The following is a 17,218-nucleotide window of genomic DNA, read 5'->3' on the forward strand; positions in this document are numbered from 1 at the left end:
GCCATGTTCATCTCGGATTTCGCCATCAAGAAGCCCGTCGTCACCGTGGTGACGATGCTGGCGCTTGTGGTGTTCGGTCTCTTTGCGCTCTGGAACCTGGACACCGACGAGTTCCCGGAGGTAGCGCCCCCCATCGTCAACGTGGCCGTGCCGTACCCCGGCGCCTCGCCGGACATCGTGGAGCGCGAGGTGGTGGAGCCGATGGAGGAGGCGATCGCCGGGATCAGCGGCGTGGACCGCGTGACCTCGCAGTCGCTGGACGGCTTCGGCACCATCCTGGTGGAGTTCAACTTCGAAAAGGATCTGCAGCAGGCCACGCAGGACATCCGCGACGCCGTGTCGCAGATCCGCGGCGACCTGCCGCCGGAGATGGAGGAGCCGATCCTCACCCGCTTCGACCCGAACGACCAGCCGATCGTCTCGCTGACCCTTTCGTCCGAGGCGCTGCGCTCCCCCGAGCTCACGCGGCTGGCCGACCCCGGCGTCACGCGGCAGCTGCGCGGGCTGCAGGGCGTGGCCGAGGTGAACGTGGTGGGCGGCGTGGAGCGCGAGCTGACGGTGGAGGTCGATCCGCAGCGCATGCAGGCGGCGGGCATCGGCATCCCGCAGGTGGTGCAGGCGGTGCAGTCGCAGAACCTGGCCGCACCCGTGGGGCGCATCAACGGCGCGCTCGACGAGCGCACCATCCGCCTGCGCGGCCGCCTTGCGGACCCCGCCGAGTTCTCGCAGCTCGTGGTGGCGCAGCGCGGCGGGCAGATCATCCGCCTGGGCGAGATCGCCAGCGTGCGCGACGGCACCGAGGAGGCGCGGTCGGTGGCGCTCTTCAACGGTCGTCCCGCGGTGGGGATCGAGGTGGTGAAGTCGCAGGGGTACAGCACCACCGCAGTCGCCGAGCGGGTGCTGGCCGAGATCACGGAGCTTCAGAAGACGCTGCCGGCCGGCGTGAAGCTGGACGTGGTGCAGAACGCGGGCGAGCGGGTGGAGAACTCGGTGGACAACGTGCAGGAGACGCTGTTCGAGGGCGCGCTCCTCACGGTGCTGGTCGTCTTCATCTTCCTCAACTCGTGGCGCAGCACCATCATCACGGGCCTGGCGCTGCCGGTGTCGGTGCTGGCCTCGTTCACGGCGGTGTGGGCCTTCGGCTTCACGCTCAACACGATGTCGCTGCTGGGCCTCTCGCTCGCCATCGGCATCCTGATCGACGACGCCATCGTGGTGCGAGAAAACATCGTGCGCCACGTGGAGATGGGTAAGGACCACTACACGGCGGCGCGCGAGGGCACGGACGAGATCGGCCTGGCGGTGGCGGCCACGACGTTCTCCATCGTCTGCGTCTTCGTCCCCATCGCCTTCATGGGGAGCCTGGCGGAGCAGTGGTTCGCGCCCTTTGCGCTCACCATCGCCTGCTCGGTGCTGGTGTCGCTCTTCGTGTCGTTCTCGCTGGACCCGATGCTCTCCGCCTATTGGCCGGACCCGCACGTCCCCGAGAACGAGAAGTGGTGGATCACGCGCACGCTGGACCGCTTCAACCGCTGGTTCGACCACCAGGCGCACCGCTACCGCGGCGTGATCGGGTGGGCGCTGGACCACCGGCTGTTCATCGTGATGCTGGCGCTGGGGATGTTCCTGGGCGCCCTGCAGATCCCCGCCACCGGCATCCTGGGCTTCGCCGTGGTGCTGGCGATGGCGCTGCTGGCCTCGGTCGTCGCCCCGCTCGTCCCCATCGGGCGCAGGCGCCGCGCGAAGGTCCTGGGAGGGATCGGGCGCGCGGTGGTGGTGCTGGGCTCGCTGATGGTGGGGATGATGGCCGCGGGGATGGTGCCCGTCGTCTACAAGCTGGGCGGCGAGTTCTTTCCCAAGGACGACCGCAGCGAGTTCATGGTGGAGATCGACACGCCGCCGGGCTCCAACCTGGCCTACACGCAGATGAAGGCCGAGGAGGTGGCGGCGCTGGCCCGCGCCAAGCCCGAGGTGCGCTACACGTACACCACGGTGGGCGGGCGCGGCGGCGCGGTGGACGAGGCGACGGTCTACGTGCGCCTCACCCCCAAGGGCGACCGCAAGCGCGGGCAGGAGGTGATCTCCGCCGAGCTTCGCGAAGAGGCCAAGCGCATCGGCGGCGCGCAGGCGGCGCTGGCCACGGGCGGCTTCGGCAACCAGAAGCAGATCCAGATCCAGCTGCGCGGCCCGGACCTGGCCACCCTCAACACCCTCGCCGAGCAGGTGATGGGCGAGGTGAAGCAGGTGCCCGGGGCGGTGGACGTCAGCCTCTCCACCAAGGGCCAGCGCCCGGAGCTCACGGTGGAGCTGAACCGCGGGCTGGCGGGCTCGCTGGGCGTGACGGCGGGGCAGGTGGCGCAGGCTCTCCGCCCCGCCTTCGCCGGGATCGACGCGGGCGACTGGGTGGACCCCTCGGGCGAGACGCGCGACGTGTACGTGCGCTTCTCCGCGGAGGCGCGCAGCCGCACGGCCAACCTGGAGGCGGTGCCGCTGGTGCTCCCCCCCACGGGCGCGGGTGGGCCGGTATCCGTGCCGCTGGGGCAGGTGGCCCGCGTGCAGCGCAACCTGGGCCCCGCCGTCATCAGCCACCTAGACCGCGAGCGCGTCATCAACGTGGAAGCCAACACGGAGGGCGTCCCGCTCACCGACGTGGTCGCCGGGATCACCGAGCGGCTGGAGAAGGTGAACGTCCCCGTGGGCTACCAGGTGTCGCAGGGTGGGGAGACGGAGGACCAGAACGAGGTGTTCGGGCGCATCTTCTTCGCGCTGGGCGTGGCGGTGATGCTGATGTACCTGATCCTGGTCGTCCAGTTCGGCTCCTTTCTGGACCCGCTCCCCATCATGTTCTCCCTGCCGCTCTCGCTGGTGGGGGTGATGCTGGGGCTGCGCATCACGGGGAACACGCTCAACATCATGAGCATGATCGGCGTGATCCTGCTGATGGGGATCGTGGCCAAGAACGCCATCCTGCTGATCGACTTCGCCATCTGGTCGCAGGAGAAGGGGCTGCCGCGGCGCGAGGCGCTGATCGAGGCCGGCGCCATCCGGCTGCGCCCCATCCTTATGACGACCTTCGCGCTGATCGCGGGGATGATCCCGGTGGCGCTGGGGACGGGCGAGGGCGCGCAGTTCCGCTCGCCGCTGGGGGTGGCCGTCATCGGCGGCACCATCACCTCCACCCTGCTCACCCTGATCGCCATCCCGACGTTCTACGAGATCCTGGACGAGCTGCGCGAGAACACGATGGCGTTCTTTGGGCGCAAGTCCACGCACGCCGCCGGAGCGCACGGCGGCGGGCACGATGCCGGCGAGCGCCCGCGGCGGGTGACGGTGCTGGAGCCGGAGGCGGTGCCGGGGGACTGAGGGGCCCTCACCCCCCGGCCCCCTCTCCCGAAAACAGGAGAGGGTGCCCTCTCGTTCTCGGGAGAGGGGGAGCACAACGCGCCGGCGGCGGGCGGCGGTTCGGGGGATGGCACGGGCAGCCACGTGGGGCGGCCCCACCGGGATCGGTGCGAGGCAAACAGGCAGCGAGGAACGAGCGGGGGTGAGGGCGAGCTAAACGGTTGTTCCCGTTGCGTTTAGGTGTAATCTGTTGTAAATTCGGGGCTTAGCTTCGGCGGGCGTGGAGGGGGGCGGGGCTGGACGGGAAGTGACGATAGCGGCTGGCCTTTTGCGGGCCAGATCCTTATACGGGGAAAGGCGATGCAGGCGGAGAGAGAGGCCACGGAGCACGCCACGCTCCCCGAGGCACGGCAGCGCGCCAGGGTGCGCCCGCTGCGGCCGGTGGAGAAGGGGCTCGGCGGGCTGGGGCGCGGGGCAGAGAACCTGCTCGCCAACCTGGGGAGCATCGGCTCGCTGGTGTGGCAGACGGTCGTGTACCTGTTCACCGGGCGCATCCCGCTGCGCGAGGTGGTGCGGCAGATGTACTGGATGGGCGTGTCGTCGGTGCCCATCGTGCTGGTGACGGGGATGCTGGCCGGCGTGGTGACCTCGCAGCAGGGCGGCTACCAGTTCACCGGCTCCGTGCCGCTGTACGTGCTGGGAAGCATCGTGACCTCGTCGGTGGTGCTGGAGCTGGGGCCCATCATGACGGCCGTGGTGCTCATCGGCCGCGTGGGCGCGCGCATCACCGCCGAGCTGGGGACGATGCAGGTGTCCGAGCAGATCGACGCGCTCCACTCGCTGGGGCGCGACCCGGTGCGCACGCTGGTGTCGCCGCGCATCATCGCGGGCGTCATCGTGGTGCCCTGCCTGGTAGGGCTCGCCAACACTGCCGGCATTCTGAGCGGGATGTTCTCCGCGCAGGCCACCATCGGGCTCAGCCCGGACGCGTTCCTGTACGGCGCGCAGCTCTGGTGGCACAGCTGGGACCTCTTCTACTCGCTCAGCAAGGGCGTGGTCTTCGGCTTCGTGATCCCGCTGATCGCCAGCCACATGGGGCTCACCACCCGCGGCGGCGCCGAGGGCGTGGGGAAGGCCACGACGAGCGCGGTGGTGCTGATGACGCTCGCCGTCCTCTTCCTGGACGCGCTCTTCCCGCCCCTCCTGCTCAATTGATGGAGGGCGCGATGGACGACTCGCCGATGGTGGAGTACCGCGACCTGCACAAGCGCTTCGACCGGCCCATCCTGGCCGGGGTGAACCTGCGGGTGGGGCGCGGGGAGACGATCGCGGTGGTGGGGCACTCCGGCACGGGCAAGAGCGTGCTGCTGAAGACCACCATCGGGCTGATCCACCCCGAGCACGGCGACGTGGTGATCGACGGCGATTCGGTCGTCGGCGCACCCAAGCGCACGCTGGACAAGATCCGCCGCAAGGTGGGGTACGTATTCCAGAACGCCGCCCTGTTCGACTCGATGACGGTGTTCGAGAACGTGTCGCAGGGGCTCAGCGACCGGGAGCAGCGCGAGGCGGGGGAGGAGGAGGTGCTGCGCCGCGTGGTGGACGCGCTGGAGCACGTGAACCTGGACCCCAACGCGGTGCTGGGGAAGATCCCGTCCGAGCTCTCGGGGGGGATGAGGAAGCGGGTGGGGATCGCGCGGGCCATCGTGTCGCGCCCGCAGATCCTGCTGTACGACGAGCCGGTCACGGGGCTCGACCCGGTCAACGCAACGGTGGTCCACCGGCTGATCGCCCGCCTGGCGGGGGAGCTGGGGGTGACCTCCATCATCGTGACGCACGACATCGAGGGGGCGCTCCCCATCTCCGACCGGGTGGCCATGCTGGACCACGGGGAGATTCGCTTCGTGGGCACGCCGGACGAGTTCCGGGCGAGCCGCGATCCGCTGGTGAGGGCGTTCCTGGAGCGCGACGTTCCCGACGCAGACCTGCTTGAGGCAGTATAATGATACAGCGTGCAGATGGCGGGGCCCCGGCGGCCCCGCGCAACCGAATCCCTAGCGAGGACCTCGCCACCGTGAGCGTCGCACGCACTCCCCGCCGCGAAGTGCAGGTTGGCATCTTCGTGCTGGTGGGCATCCTTTCCGTGCTCTTCGCCCTCTTCCTGCTCACCGACCCGGGCACCTTCCGCGGCCGGTACTACGTCTCCACGCTGGTGGAGACGGCGGGCGGGATCCGAAAGGGCGACCCGGTGCAGCTCCGGGGCGTGAACGTCGGGCGCATCCGCTCCTTCGAGATTCAGGACAACGGCGTCCGGGTGCGGATGGAGCTGGAGGGCGAGTACCCCGTGCCGTCCGACTCGCGCGTGTACCTGAGCAGCAACGGGCTGCTGGGCGGCGTCGTCGCCACCATCCTCCCGGGCCGCTCGCCGCAGAAGCTGGCCGACGGCGGCATCCTGCCCTCCACCGACGCGTCCGGCGCCGGCGCCAGCGACATCATGGCGACCGCGACCGCCGTCGGCACGCGGGCGGACACCGTCCTGGGCCGGGCGCAGGCCCTTCTGAGCCAGCAGACGATCGGCGCGGTGCAGACGAGCGCCGTCGAGCTGCAGGCGATGCTGGCGGAGCTCAGCGCGCTTGCCACCGAGCAGCGCCGGGAGCTGCAGGGCGTCTCCGGCTCGCTGCGCCGCTCGGCGGCCGGCGTCGAGGGCGCCGCCACGCGCCCCGAGCTGGCGCGCGCCATCGCCCGCACCGACTCCATCTCGCTGCGGATGGACGCGGCGGCCCGCTCGTTCAACGCCGCGGGCGAGTCGATGGCGAGCATCGCCGGCCGCATTGACCGCGGCGAGGGGACGCTGGGGAAGCTGAGCCGCGACGAGTCGCTCTACAACAACCTCAACGCCGCCGCGCAGAACATCAACACCACCGCCACGCGCTACGGCACCCTGGCGGAGGACATCCAGGCGAACCCGAAGAAGTACATCAACCTGCGGGTGTTTTAACCGCCCCCTCCCCCCGGCCCCCTCCCCCGCCTGCGGGGGCGCAGGGCGGGCGAGGGAGAGAACTCCGCGCGTCTCGCCGGCTTGCGGGCCCTCTCCCCGCTCGTTCCTCGCTGCCCCTCCCCCAAAACGCGGGGGAGGGGCGTTTGCGTGCACCCGTGCCGGTCCTCCGGTTTCGTCTGGCGCACCCATCTCGTGGGGGCTGCGATACATCGCGCCCGTGTCTCGGGCTGCTCCGCCGCCCGTCCCCCTGCACCGATCCGTAGGGGCGCGATTCATCGCGCCCGCCCTCCGCCTGCCTCGACCCCCGCGCCTCCGCAAGGGCAGACCTGCGTGTCTGCCCGCCCTCGCCCCCATCGCGACCACCGCTCTACGCGCGGACGCCGTAGAGGCCGCCCCGCGTGGCTGCGCGTGCCTTCCCCCGCGCCGTCCATGCACCTCCGACGAGAAGTACGCCCCCGCCAAGCCTTGGTGGAGGTGCCGCTGATTCCGGTCCGCGGCATCGGTCTCGCTGCCACGTTCCCGACACGTAAAGCGCGAGACGAAGGAAAGAAGGCCGAAGCCAATGCGAAACAATGCGGGCGGATACCTGCACTGAGTCGCTCACCTTGCGCCCACTTTGTAGCGCCGTTATCGTCCGTACCTCCAAACACGTCAAAATCGCTGCTCTTTCCTCGTTCAACCCTCCGGGACTGTTGGGAGAACGAGGCGCGAGTGCGCGACCGACCCTCAACCGGGGGGTGGGATCCACGAGTCAACAATCAGCTCGCATGATGCACATCTCTCCACTCCGGAAGCTCATTGTTGTGGCTATCACCGCATCTGGAATGCTCGGGTGCCGGAACCCCGCAGAACCCGGAACGGTGGATGAGCCCCTCGTTGCAATTTCGGCCGGGGGCCAGACGAGTTGTGCGGTCAGTGCTTCTGGCGTTGCACTCTGCTGGGGGCGCGGTACAGACGGGCAGCTGGGTAACGGTGCCAGCGTCAACAGTTCTATCCCCGTTCTGGTTCAAGGTGGACGGAAGTTCAAGTCAATTGAGGTGGGTTTTTATCATACATGCGCGCTGACAGCGGCGGGCGAGGCATACTGCTGGGGCGCGACCGGACCGCTCCAGAATTCTGGTCAATTAGGCATCGGAAGCACCACTCGTGGAGCCGACCACCCCGTCCGCGTTGAGACCGGAGTTCGGTTCATATCGCTCGCTGCAGGTCAGGTGCACACGTGCGGCTTGACCATGGAAGGTGCGGTGCACTGCTGGGGGGACAATCGGTGGGGGCAGCTTGGTGACGGCACCACCTCCAGTCGCACGACTCCGGTGCGCACCACTGGCAATCACCGGTTCATAGATCTTGCGGCCGGGGATGCGCATACCTGCGGAGTCACCGATGAGGGACGCGTACTCTGCTGGGGTGACAATTTTTCCTACGCAGTGACTGGCGGCGCACACACCCCAGATGTTTGTGCGGACGGATACGATCTTCGCTGTACCCTGCTTCCCTCTTCCGTAGCAGTCCTGGAGCCTGTGCAGCATGTGCGCGCTGGCGGCGAGACGTGCGCTACGACTGCTTCCAGCGTCACCTATTGCTGGGGAGGCAATATCCAAACCGTGAGACCTGTCCGTCGAACGAGTACCGGTTTGTCCCAGGTAGCGGTCGGCACAGGGCACGGCTGCGGACTCGATTCAGACGCAAGGGTCAACTGTTGGGGCGCGCACAGACTGGGTCAACTCGGCAGCGGCTCCGCGCCGGACGACTACTCCGAGACGCCAGTCGTCGTCGCAAGCGCCTTGCGGTTCAGCGATGTGAGCCTCGGTATGTTCCACACCTGCGGCCTCACCGCGGACGGCGCAGCGTACTGCTGGGGGGCTAACCGTGAAGGCCAGCTCGGCATCGGAAACGACACTGGCCCGGCACTGTGCGGGCTTACTCATCCATGCAGCACCGTTCCGGTCCCGGTCCGGGCCCGAAAGGCTCAAGTCGGTTCATAGGTTCCTTTTGTATCAGGAGCCGGCCTGCGCTTGATTCCCTCATACCTACCGCACCCACACTAATTGCCCTTGCCGTCGCCTTGAACGTCGAGGCTTATCTCGGCCGGCTTCGGGGGAATGCGTGGGACCCTCCACACGCAGACAGTTGAAGAGACGCACCGGGCAGCCGAATCCCGACTGCCGCTATTTTCCCAAAATCCACCTCATTTTATGCTCCTCAGACGACTTGTCGCGGCAGCAGGACTCTTAGGCTCTGGCTGCGTGTGACGACCCGACCGGACTTAGCAAATCAACGAAACCCAAAGCCGGGATGAGCCCTGCGACCATCCAGGGTGTTCCGGTACGCGACAATCGCTGGATGACCATCAGCGATACTGACCTGTGGACGTACATCACCGAGCACGATACGACCGTGATGGTGGGTGTGAAAGCGCCCGGCACAGCGCGTGGAATGTACCGCGCTCAGCGGCTCGTTTCTGATGCGGTATGGCAGAGGGCGGTTCAGACCTTGACGACTGCCCACGGTGGAACTGTCCTCAACGTCGACGAGGTGATTCCAGCAGTCCTCATTCAGGTCTCAAGTGTTGAGCAGCTGCGCAAGCTACGCGCGCATCCATTCATCGACTACATAGAGCCCGCCGTTCTCAATTCGGCCGACCCGATCGCCGCGCCCGCTGCACCCGCCTTCCAACTCGGGCTCCGCCCGAGTGAAAAGCGGCTGAGCTCTAGCAGTAGCAGCAGTTCGGGGGGTGACCCGAACTACGGTGCATACTATCTTAATGGGGATAGTGTCCCGTGGATTTTCAACAAGATGGAGATCGATCAGGCGTGGAGACGGAGCACAGGTGCGGGTGTAGTTATCGGGCTGATCGACTCTGGGATCGACATTTGGCAATATGGGCACCAGCTGTCCAACTTTGCAGCCAAGAGGGTTAACCCTTCGGAGCCCCTCCAAGATACGTTTGGGCACGGCACCCACCAAGCCGGGGTTCTTGCGGCAAAGCGCGATGGGTATCACGTGGTAGGTGTGGCATACGGATCGAGCCCGTTGAGCATCAAGCACAGCGACTTCTACCTGGACGTTAGCACCTGGCGTGTCGCGGCCGCGCTTGATACCGCGGTGAAGTACAACGCGAAAGTGGTTCAGATGGCATTCCGCTGCGAAGACGAGAGTAACGCGGTGTCGGATCGGCTGAGCCTCTACTACTGGTCCCCCTCATATGACGTGCTGTTTACCGCCGCGGTGGGTAGCGCCGGATGGTGGGGTCAGCTTGTTGAAGGAGCGATGTTTCCGGCAGTCCACCCGGACGTGATCGCGGTTTCTGCGATTGACTTCTACACCGATACTCGGTACTCCGGGAGCCACCATAGCGACAAGGTGGAACTCTCTGCTTACCACGGGCAACCCACCGTCGGGGCCATCGGGCTGGGTGAGCCGGAATGGACGACGAGTGCAAACAGCTCGAACGCATCTACTATCGTGGCAGGCGTCGCGGCGCTCGTGAGGTCCAAGTACCCTTCGATGCGCAATTACGAGGTTCGTCAGCGGCTTATAAGTACTGCCCGTGATATCGGCCCCACCGGCCGGGACCCGGACTCGGGGTACGGCCTCGTGATGGCGATGCGCGCTGTCGGGGGGATGTGGAATGCTGAGATTCTCGGCAACACTGTGAGTGGGGGTGGCTACAACGAGCCGGAAACGATGGATCTAACCGCAAACCCGCTCGGTGGGGAGGGTCCGTACTCATACCGCTGGCTCGGGCTGTTCAACGGAGTCACTGCCCGGACGATCCGCGTTACGGTTAGCCAGGGCGATCCGACCCACCACTACTCTGTTGAGGTGACGGATCACTCAGACGGATCCACCAAGATCGCGAGCGTTGCCATCAACCCGCCTCCAGGTAATACAACGTGCAACGATCCAACGGTGCTCGTCTGCTGATAGCATTACTTCTTCGGACCGCGGCTCCGACTTTGGCGATCCTTGGAGCATCGACCTCCATGGCAGCGCAGTCCTCCGTTAGAGAAGTTTCGCTGGGAATGGGGAGCCGGGGCGTGTTCTCCCTCCCGGTGGAGAACGACACCGCGACACCGGTGTCCGTGGGAGCCGCATCGCTCGGGCTCCGGCGGCAAGCCTCGCTCAGCTCAACCCGCGCTCATTACTTACAGGAAGGGGAGCTCGCGAGAAAGGGCACACGCATTCGTGGCAGGACCGCGGGGGCGCTGATCGGAGCAGTTGTATTCGGGGCCGTAGGGCTCGCGGGCGGCTACGCGATCGATAATGCCGAGCGGAGTCAAGGAACGAGAATCGGATCTGCGACTCTCGGTGGTGCCGCAGGAGGAGTTCTCATTGGAGCAGTGCTCGGTGGCGCCGTAGGCTGGCTGTTGGAACGCTAGGGCGGGTCCGCAGCGGTGCGCCGGTGCAGGTGGGTTTCTTGTTCGGCGCTGCTCTTTCAGCTTCGAGGTCGGACGCCGGTTCTGCGAGTGAGCGTGATGGGAGCTTGGACCGCCCCATTCTGCGCACCCGCGGAGCCGGCGTCCGTCTTCTTCTACTTACCTCCGCTGTATCGACGCATCCCCCTCCCCCAGGCAGTTTTGGGGGAGGAGGATGCGTCGCGGAGCGAGGCTGGGGGTGAGGGCCCCCTCAGAACGCGAAGCCGATGTTCACCAGGCGGATGCTCGGGATCACCACCGGGAGGTCGGATTCGTTGTCCACGTCGCCGCCGAGCAGGCGGCGGGCGCCGATGCCGGTGCCGATGAAGAAGCGGCGGTCGCGACCCACCAGCCAGTTGTAGTTCAGCTCCACACCCACGATGAACGCGGACGAGGTCGGGCCGTCATCCTGCTGCGCCTGCGAGTCCACGATGAACTCGTCGAAATCCTCCTCGTCGGTCACCTGGCCGTAGCCCAGCGAGGCGCCGATGGAGAAGCCGGAGAGCGGGCGCGCCTGCGGATAGTAGCGGAACTTGGCCTCGATGGTCGCCAGCGCGTCGTTGTCCGCCGAGAAGTACGCCCCGGCCACACCCGCGGTGGAGGTGCTGCTGATCGCCCGCTCGTACTCGCCGTTGAAGTAGCCGAAGAGGAGGCCCAGCGGATTCGCGGAGATGACCTGCTGGTACGCGGGTACGGTGTCGGTCTGGGCGCGCGCCGGAGCAGCGGAGACCAGGGCGGCGGCTGCTACGGCTGCGATGAATCGTTTCTTCATGGATACGGACCGTGTGTGGAGGAGTGGCGCTGGGAGCGGAGCCGGGAGCGGCTCCGATCGTGTATCTGCAGGCGAATGCGCGAGCGCGGGCGGTTCTGACGGGGTCCTGCCTACACGGCCCAGCGCAGTTCCGGAATCCGCGGGATCTCGCCGATCTCGGCGGCAAGGGCATAGAACGCCCGAAGCCCCTCGATCATGGACGGATCCAGGTCGAACGAAAGATCGCCCCAGTAGCGATCGAGGAACGCGGGCTCGAATCCGAAGTGCGGCCCCCAGCGCGCCGCCAGCTCCGCCCGGTTGCGCGCGCCGTACTCGCGCGAGGCCAGCAGGGTGCGGTGCAGGCGGCGCAGCGCGTTCGGGCTGCCCCCCGCCACCTGCCACACGGCGAAGGCGAAGGGGAGCCCAGTCTGCTGCCACCAAACTTCGCCAAGGTCGAAGCGGAAGGGAAGGGCGGGGTGCAGTCCTCCGCGAAGCGCCACGTCGCCGATGAAGAGCGCCGCGTCCGCGCCGCCGGCGAAGGGGTCGTCGCGCGCCTGGTCGAACCAGTGGAAGGTGGGCTCCACGCCCCACCGGGTGCGCAGCAGCACCTTGAGCAGCACCACCGATGTGGCCGACGCGGTGGGGATCGCCACCCGCGCCCGCTCGAGCGACTCGGGTGGGCGGCGCGCCAGGAAGAGGATGCTCCTCACCGGCCCACGCGACCCGATCACCAGCTGTGGCATGATGCCGTACGCATCCGCGTGCCGCGCGAACTCGATGCTGGACGACGGCGCCACGTCGATCTCGCCGCGATCCAGCATTCCGTTCAGCTCCGAGGGCACCCCCTCCACCACCGAGAGCCCCGCCCCCAGCCCGCCATCCAGGATCCCCGCGTGCACCGGGAAGCAGTTGCTGTACGTGATGTGCCCCAGCCTGAGCCCCCTCTCCTCGTCCATCGTCCCTCCATCCGAAAGAAAAGCATCACACAGAGAGCACGGAGGGAACAGCGAAGGCACAGAGAACTACCTTCAGTTGTTCTTGTCGTCCCCTCTGTGGCTCTGTGTGAGGATGCGGTTGGTGGCCTCCCAGATCAGCTCCGCCGTCCCCTCTACCCCGAAGCGCGCCGTGTCGACGCTGAGGTGGTACAGGGCGGGATCGAGCCAGTCCTGTCCGAAGTGCTCGCGGACGTACGCGCGCCGGTCCGCGTCCGAGCGGCGCACGCGCTCGGTGGCGACGCGCTCGTCGAGGGCGAAGTGCTCCCTCACCCGCGCCACTCGTGCCGCGAACTGGGCGTGGAGGAGCACGTGAAAGGTGTCCGCGTGGCCACGCAGGATGCACTGCGCCCCGTGCCCCACGATGACCGCCGGCTCCTCTGCCGCGGCCTGGGCGACGATGCGCCGCGCCGCCTTCGCCGTCGCCTCGGGCGAGAGCGCGGCGGGGAGGCCGGCGAGCGATTCGGGGAAGCTCTCCGACAGGTAGAGCCCCAGCCGCTCCACGAAGCGCTCCACCCGCTCGGTGTTGGCCTCCACCTGCTCCGGCGCCACCTCCAGCTCCGCGGCGATCCGCTCCACCAGCGCGCGGTCCAGCAGGCGCCAGCCCAGCGCCTCGGCCAGCCGGTTGGCCACCGCCTCGCCGCGGGCGCCGAACTGCCTCGCAATCGTGACCACCGTCATCCCGCGACCCCTCCGCCGAAGGTGCGCGCTGAGAATGCCCCCCGCCGCGTCCCCTTGTCAACGCGCGCGCACCGGCCTAACGTCCCACGACCCATCCCGATTCGCGAAAGAGCCCGCCGTTCCCTACACCCGGGGTCCTCCATGTCCGGTCCGTCCACACCGCCGCCGCCCGACGTGCTCACCGCCGATGCGTGGGCGCGGCTGGAGAGCGACCCCGAGTTCCGCGCGCTGGTGGCCGCCAAGCGGCGCTTCATCCTCCCGGCCACGCTCTTCTTCGTGGTCTACTATTTCGCCCTCCCGGTGCTCGTGGGATACTTCCCCCGGGCGATGGGGCGCGACGTGGTGGGGAACGTGAACATCGCCTACCTCTTTGCGCTGTCGCAGTTCTTCATGGCGTGGATCCTCATGGTGATGTACGTGCGCCGAGCCCGCGCCTTCGACGCGCAGGCCGAGCGGATCGCGTCGCGCGCCCACGCGGGAGGTGCCCGGTGACCACTTCGCTCCTGATGTTCGTGGCCTTCGTGCTTCTGACGCTGGGGATCACCTTCTGGGCATCGCGCCGCACGCAGACCACGGCCGAGTTCTACAGCGCCGGGCGCAGCATCACCGGCTTCCAGAACGGATGGGCCGTGGCGGGCGACTACATGAGCGCCGCCTCGTTCCTGGGAATCGCGGGGCTGATCGCCTTCTACGGCTACGATGGCTTCATGTACTCGGTGGGTTGGCTGGTGGCGTACCTCACCGTGCTGCTGCTGGTGGCGGAGCCGCTCCGCAACACGGGCAAGTTCACCATGGCGGACGTGCTGGCCTTCCGCCTCAAGAGCCCCAAGGTGCGCACCGTCGCGGCGATCTCCACGCTCACCGTCTCGCTCTTCTACATGATCGCGCAGATGGTGGGCGCCGGCTCGCTGGTGAGCCTGCTGATCCCGCAGATCTCGTTCAACCTCGCCATCGTGATGGTGGGCGCGCTGATGCTTGTGTACGTGATCTTCGGTGGGATGCTGGCGACGACGTGGGTGCAGATCGTGAAGGCCGTGCTCCTGATGATGGGTACCATCCTGCTGTCGCTGCTGGTGATGTACCGCTTCAACTTCTCCTTCCTGCAGTTCTTCGACGCGGTCGCCGGGGTGACGGGACAGGTGTGCGCGGAAGGGGCGGTCAAGGACGGCGTCTGCCCCGGCGGCGGTGCGCCGATCACCAAGGACTTCACGCAGCCCGGCCTGTACTACCACGGCAAGTGGGGTCCGCTCTCGCTGATCTCGCTGGGCATCGCGCTGATCTTTGGAACGGCGGGGCTGCCGCACATCCTGGTGCGCTTCTACACGGTGCCCTCGGCCATCGCGGCGCGCACCTCGGTGGTGTGGGCGATGATCCTGATCGGCTCCTTCTACATCATGACCACCTTCCTCGGTTTCGGCGCGGCGACGCTGGTGGGGAAGGCGAACATCGGGCTGATGAAGGAAGGTAAGATCGTCCCCAACCAGAACCTCGCCGCGCCGCTGCTGGCGCAGGAGGTGGGGGGCGAGATCTTTTTGTCGTTCGTGGCGGCGATCGCCTTCGCCACGATCCTGGCCGTGGTGGCGGGGCTGACCATCGCGTCCTCGTCCGCATTCGCGCACGACATCTGGTTCAGCGTGGTGAAGCGCGGCGAGGGGCACGACGAAAAGGAGCAGGTGCGCGTGGCCCGCATCGCCGCCGCGCTGATCGGCGTCCTGTCGATCGGGATGGCGATCGCGCTGCGGTCGTTGAACGTGGCGTTCCTGGTGGGCCTGGCCTTCGCCGTGGCGGCCAGCGCCAACGTCCCCGCCATCCTGCTGACGCTGTACTGGCGGCGCTTCAACACCACGGGGATGGTGACGGGGATGCTGGTGGGGCTGATCTCGTCGGTGGTCCTGATCGTCCTGAGCCCCGCCGTCATGGGCGTGGACCCGCCGACCGCGGCGAGCCGCCACCTGATCCAGGCCGCCGCCATCTTTCCGCTGGACAACCCGGCAGTGGTCTCGGTGCCGCTGGGCTTCCTGGCCGCGATCCTGGGTTCGCTGCTGTCGCGCGATCCGGTATCGGAGGCAGCGTACAGCGAGCTGAACGTGCGGGCGAATACGGGGTTGGGGGCGGTGTAGGGGGCCCCCTCCCCCCCGACCCCCTCCCCCGCCCGCGGGGGCGCAGGGCGGGCGAGGGGGAGAATTCAATGTGCCGCTGCCGGCATCGCAGGCCCTCTCCCTGCTCGCGCTTGCGTGCATCCGTGCCGGTCCTCCGGTTCGCCCTGCCGCACCGATCCGTAGGGGCTGCGATTCATCGCGCCCGCCCTTTGCCTTCCTCGACCGACGCCCACCGCACCGTAACCGGTAGGGGCAGACCTGCGTGTCTGCCCACCCTCGCCCCCACCTCCACCACCGCCCATCTGGCCGACATCCGTAGGGGCGCCCCGCGTGGCTGCCCGTGCTCTCCCCCGCGCCTACCCCCGCCCCCGGGCCCGCATCCCGGAATGCCGCTTGCACTCCCCCGCCCGCACTCCGGGGGCGCGCTCCGCGCCGGCCGGACGGAACATGCCCTGGCTGGCGGGGAGGAACGATGGACGTATCGATGGATGACCTTGTGTCGCTGGGCGAGCTGGGGGCGGGCGCGGACCTGGGGCTGATCGGCCGCCCCGTCTTCGCGGGCGACGGCACCCTGCTGGGCAACGTGGCGGACGTGCTGGGCGACGCCCGCGGCGAGGGGCCGCGCTTCATCGCCGTCGCGCTGGAGGCTTCGGTTGCACGCATCCCGGGTGGGAAACGCGTGTTCGTGCCCTATGGCAGCGCCCGCGTGGACGATGGACGGCGTGTGCACCTGGACGGCGTCACGGGCGAGAGCGCCGCAACCCTCCCCACCACGCCCACGAACACCCCGCTCCCCTTCCGGGACCCCGATGCCACCGTGCTGGACCACGCCCGGGCCGCCGACTCGCTCGCGAACTCCGGCATCGTGGCTCAAGCGGCGGCCCAGGTGCACGGCGGGATCGGTACGGGCACGAGCGGGCTCACCGGCACCGCGCCCGCGGGCACGGGGACGCACGGGCTGGCCGCGGGTGCGCCGGCGCGCGAGCTTGCGGGGAGCGAGGAGCGGGTCGTGCTCTCCGAGGAGGAGCTGGTGGTGGGGAAGCGCGAGGTGCCGGTCGGCGAGGTGGTGGTGCAGAAGCACATCGAGGAGCAGGTCATCCGCCAGACCATCCCCGTGACGCGCGAGAAGGTGGAGGTGGAGCGCCGCCCCCTGCCCCCTGGCGCCGGGCTGGAGCCGCGCACCGAGGGCGACATCATGTACATCCCTCTCGTAGAGGAGGAGCTGGTCGTCACCAAGCGCCTCGTCGCCCGCGAGGAGCTCGTGATCCGCAAGACGCGCGTGATCGAGGAGCAGGTGATCGAAGAGACCGTGCGCCGCGAGCGCGCGGAGGTAATCGGGCCGGACGGCACGCGCGACGTCATCTCCTAGCGCGCCGTATGCGGCACACCCGAAGCGGGGCGGCTCCTGGCCTGGAGCGCCCCGCTTCGCGTCAGGTCCCCGACGACTCGCGCATGTAGCGGGCGAGCTGACGGTTGGCGGTCGCGCGGACGCGGTTGCGCAGCAGCGGGCTCCAGCCCAGCAGCAGCCCCACGGGTCCGAGCGCCCTGCGCGACCAGCGCCAGAAGGAGAAGCTGTCTTCGTGGCGCACGATCAGCCCTTCGCGGAAGACGAAGCGCGCGTCGATCTGGTTGTAAACCCTGCGGCCGGTCTGCGTAAAGGTGTAGATCGCCGCCCACTGCGCGCTCCCCTCCACATCGTCCGCGCGCACGCTGGAGCACTGGATATCGAGATCCGCCGCGCGTGCACAGAGCATGCGCCACATGGCGGCGGCGCGGGCCACGTCCAGCTCGCCGAACGCGGGGTCGCTGAAGGTGGCCTCGGGATGGTAGCACGCCTGCATGCCGTCGGCGTCGCGCGCCTGGAAGCAGGTGTAGAACCGGTGGATCAGCGCTTCGTTGGGATGCATGGGCCACGGTCCGGGTGGAGGTGTGGGGCC

At 68.1% G+C, this 17,218-nt stretch carries 12 protein-coding genes; 8 read left to right on the forward strand and 4 right to left on the reverse strand.

The window, feature by feature from the left end:
* The first annotated feature begins 3 nt into the window (after positions 1-3).
* The 5 genes from VF584_05675 (at position 4) to VF584_05695 (ending at position 10,267) form a co-directional block, all read left to right on the forward strand.
* On the forward strand, positions 4-3,363 hold the full coding sequence (locus tag VF584_05675; protein HEX8209656.1) for an efflux RND transporter permease subunit: 3,360 nt from the start codon (positions 4-6) through the stop codon (positions 3,361-3,363).
* A 339-nt stretch (positions 3,364-3,702) separates the two neighbouring features.
* A complete protein-coding gene (locus VF584_05680) occupies positions 3,703-4,557 on the forward strand; it encodes an ABC transporter permease (GenBank protein ID HEX8209657.1) in 855 nt (284 codons plus the stop codon).
* 11 nt (positions 4,558-4,568) lie between these two features.
* Complete coding sequence (locus tag VF584_05685) at positions 4,569-5,345, forward strand: ATP-binding cassette domain-containing protein (GenBank protein ID HEX8209658.1); 777 nt, start codon at positions 4,569-4,571, stop codon at positions 5,343-5,345.
* 71 nt (positions 5,346-5,416) lie between these two features.
* Positions 5,417-6,340, forward strand: a complete 924-nt coding sequence (locus VF584_05690; protein ID HEX8209659.1) for an MlaD family protein — start codon at positions 5,417-5,419, stop codon at positions 6,338-6,340.
* 2,343 nt (positions 6,341-8,683) lie between these two features.
* On the forward strand, positions 8,684-10,267 hold the full coding sequence (locus VF584_05695) for a S8 family serine peptidase (protein ID HEX8209660.1): 1,584 nt from the start codon (positions 8,684-8,686) through the stop codon (positions 10,265-10,267).
* A 702-nt stretch (positions 10,268-10,969) separates the two neighbouring features.
* Here the strand turns inward: VF584_05695 and VF584_05700 are convergent.
* The 3 genes from VF584_05700 to VF584_05710 all read right to left on the reverse strand — a co-directional run bounded on the left by VF584_05700 (position 10,970) and on the right by VF584_05710 (position 13,182).
* Positions 10,970-11,530, reverse strand: coding sequence for a hypothetical protein (locus VF584_05700; GenBank protein HEX8209661.1), 561 nt, complete (start codon positions 11,528-11,530; stop codon positions 10,970-10,972).
* Positions 11,531-11,640: 110 nt separating this feature from the next.
* Positions 11,641-12,465 (reverse strand): menaquinone biosynthesis protein, encoded by an 825-nt coding sequence (locus tag VF584_05705; GenBank protein HEX8209662.1) that lies wholly within the window; start codon positions 12,463-12,465, stop codon positions 11,641-11,643.
* Between the two features lie 72 nt (positions 12,466-12,537).
* Positions 12,538-13,182, reverse strand: coding sequence for a cytidylate kinase-like family protein (locus tag VF584_05710; protein HEX8209663.1), 645 nt, complete (start codon positions 13,180-13,182; stop codon positions 12,538-12,540).
* Positions 13,183-13,323: 141 nt separating this feature from the next.
* Here VF584_05710 and VF584_05715 point away from each other — a divergent pair, with 141 nt between their 5' ends.
* From VF584_05715 to VF584_05725, 3 genes are all read left to right on the forward strand, one after another.
* Positions 13,324-13,674 carry a DUF485 domain-containing protein gene (locus tag VF584_05715; GenBank protein ID HEX8209664.1) on the forward strand — a complete coding sequence of 117 codons (351 nt, stop codon included), beginning with the start codon at positions 13,324-13,326 and terminating at the stop codon, positions 13,672-13,674.
* Positions 13,671-15,302: a cation acetate symporter gene (locus VF584_05720; GenBank protein ID HEX8209665.1), complete on the forward strand. Its 1,632-nt coding sequence runs from the start codon at positions 13,671-13,673 to the stop codon at positions 15,300-15,302. The genes VF584_05715 and VF584_05720 overlap by 4 nt, the downstream gene beginning before the upstream one ends.
* A gap of 451 nt (positions 15,303-15,753) precedes the next feature.
* On the forward strand, positions 15,754-16,650 hold the full coding sequence (locus VF584_05725; GenBank protein HEX8209666.1) for a PRC and DUF2382 domain-containing protein: 897 nt from the start codon (positions 15,754-15,756) through the stop codon (positions 16,648-16,650).
* Positions 16,651-16,711: 61 nt separating this feature from the next.
* Here VF584_05725 and VF584_05730 read toward each other — a convergent pair whose 3' ends face one another.
* Entirely contained in the window at positions 16,712-17,188 is a 477-nt protein-coding gene (locus VF584_05730) for a nuclear transport factor 2 family protein (protein HEX8209667.1), read from the reverse strand.
* Positions 17,189-17,218: the final 30 nt, after the last annotated feature.

Origin of the sequence: Longimicrobium sp. (assembly GCA_036389135.1) — a bacterium.
In the GTDB taxonomy this organism is placed as follows: Bacteria; Gemmatimonadota; Gemmatimonadetes; order Longimicrobiales; family Longimicrobiaceae; genus Longimicrobium.

Excerpts from the sequence above, each read along its gene's own strand:
- VF584_05685 (HEX8209658.1), top strand. The coding sequence starts at position 4,569 with ATGGACGACTCGCCGATGGTGGAGTACCGCGACCTGCACAAGCGCTTC.
- VF584_05705 (HEX8209662.1), bottom strand. The coding sequence starts at position 12,465 with ATGGACGAGGAGAGGGGGCTCAGGCTGGGGCACATCACGTACAGCAAC.
- VF584_05700 (HEX8209661.1), bottom strand. The coding sequence starts at position 11,530 with ATGAAGAAACGATTCATCGCAGCCGTAGCAGCCGCCGCCCTGGTCTCC.
- VF584_05680 (HEX8209657.1), top strand. The coding sequence starts at position 3,703 with ATGCAGGCGGAGAGAGAGGCCACGGAGCACGCCACGCTCCCCGAGGCA.
- VF584_05695 (HEX8209660.1), top strand. The coding sequence starts at position 8,684 with ATGACCATCAGCGATACTGACCTGTGGACGTACATCACCGAGCACGAT.
- VF584_05710 (HEX8209663.1), bottom strand. The coding sequence starts at position 13,182 with ATGACGGTGGTCACGATTGCGAGGCAGTTCGGCGCCCGCGGCGAGGCG.
- VF584_05675 (HEX8209656.1), top strand. The coding sequence starts at position 4 with ATGTTCATCTCGGATTTCGCCATCAAGAAGCCCGTCGTCACCGTGGTG.
- VF584_05730 (HEX8209667.1), bottom strand. The coding sequence starts at position 17,188 with ATGCATCCCAACGAAGCGCTGATCCACCGGTTCTACACCTGCTTCCAG.
- VF584_05715 (HEX8209664.1), top strand. The coding sequence starts at position 13,324 with ATGTCCGGTCCGTCCACACCGCCGCCGCCCGACGTGCTCACCGCCGAT.
- VF584_05725 (HEX8209666.1), top strand. The coding sequence starts at position 15,754 with ATGGACGTATCGATGGATGACCTTGTGTCGCTGGGCGAGCTGGGGGCG.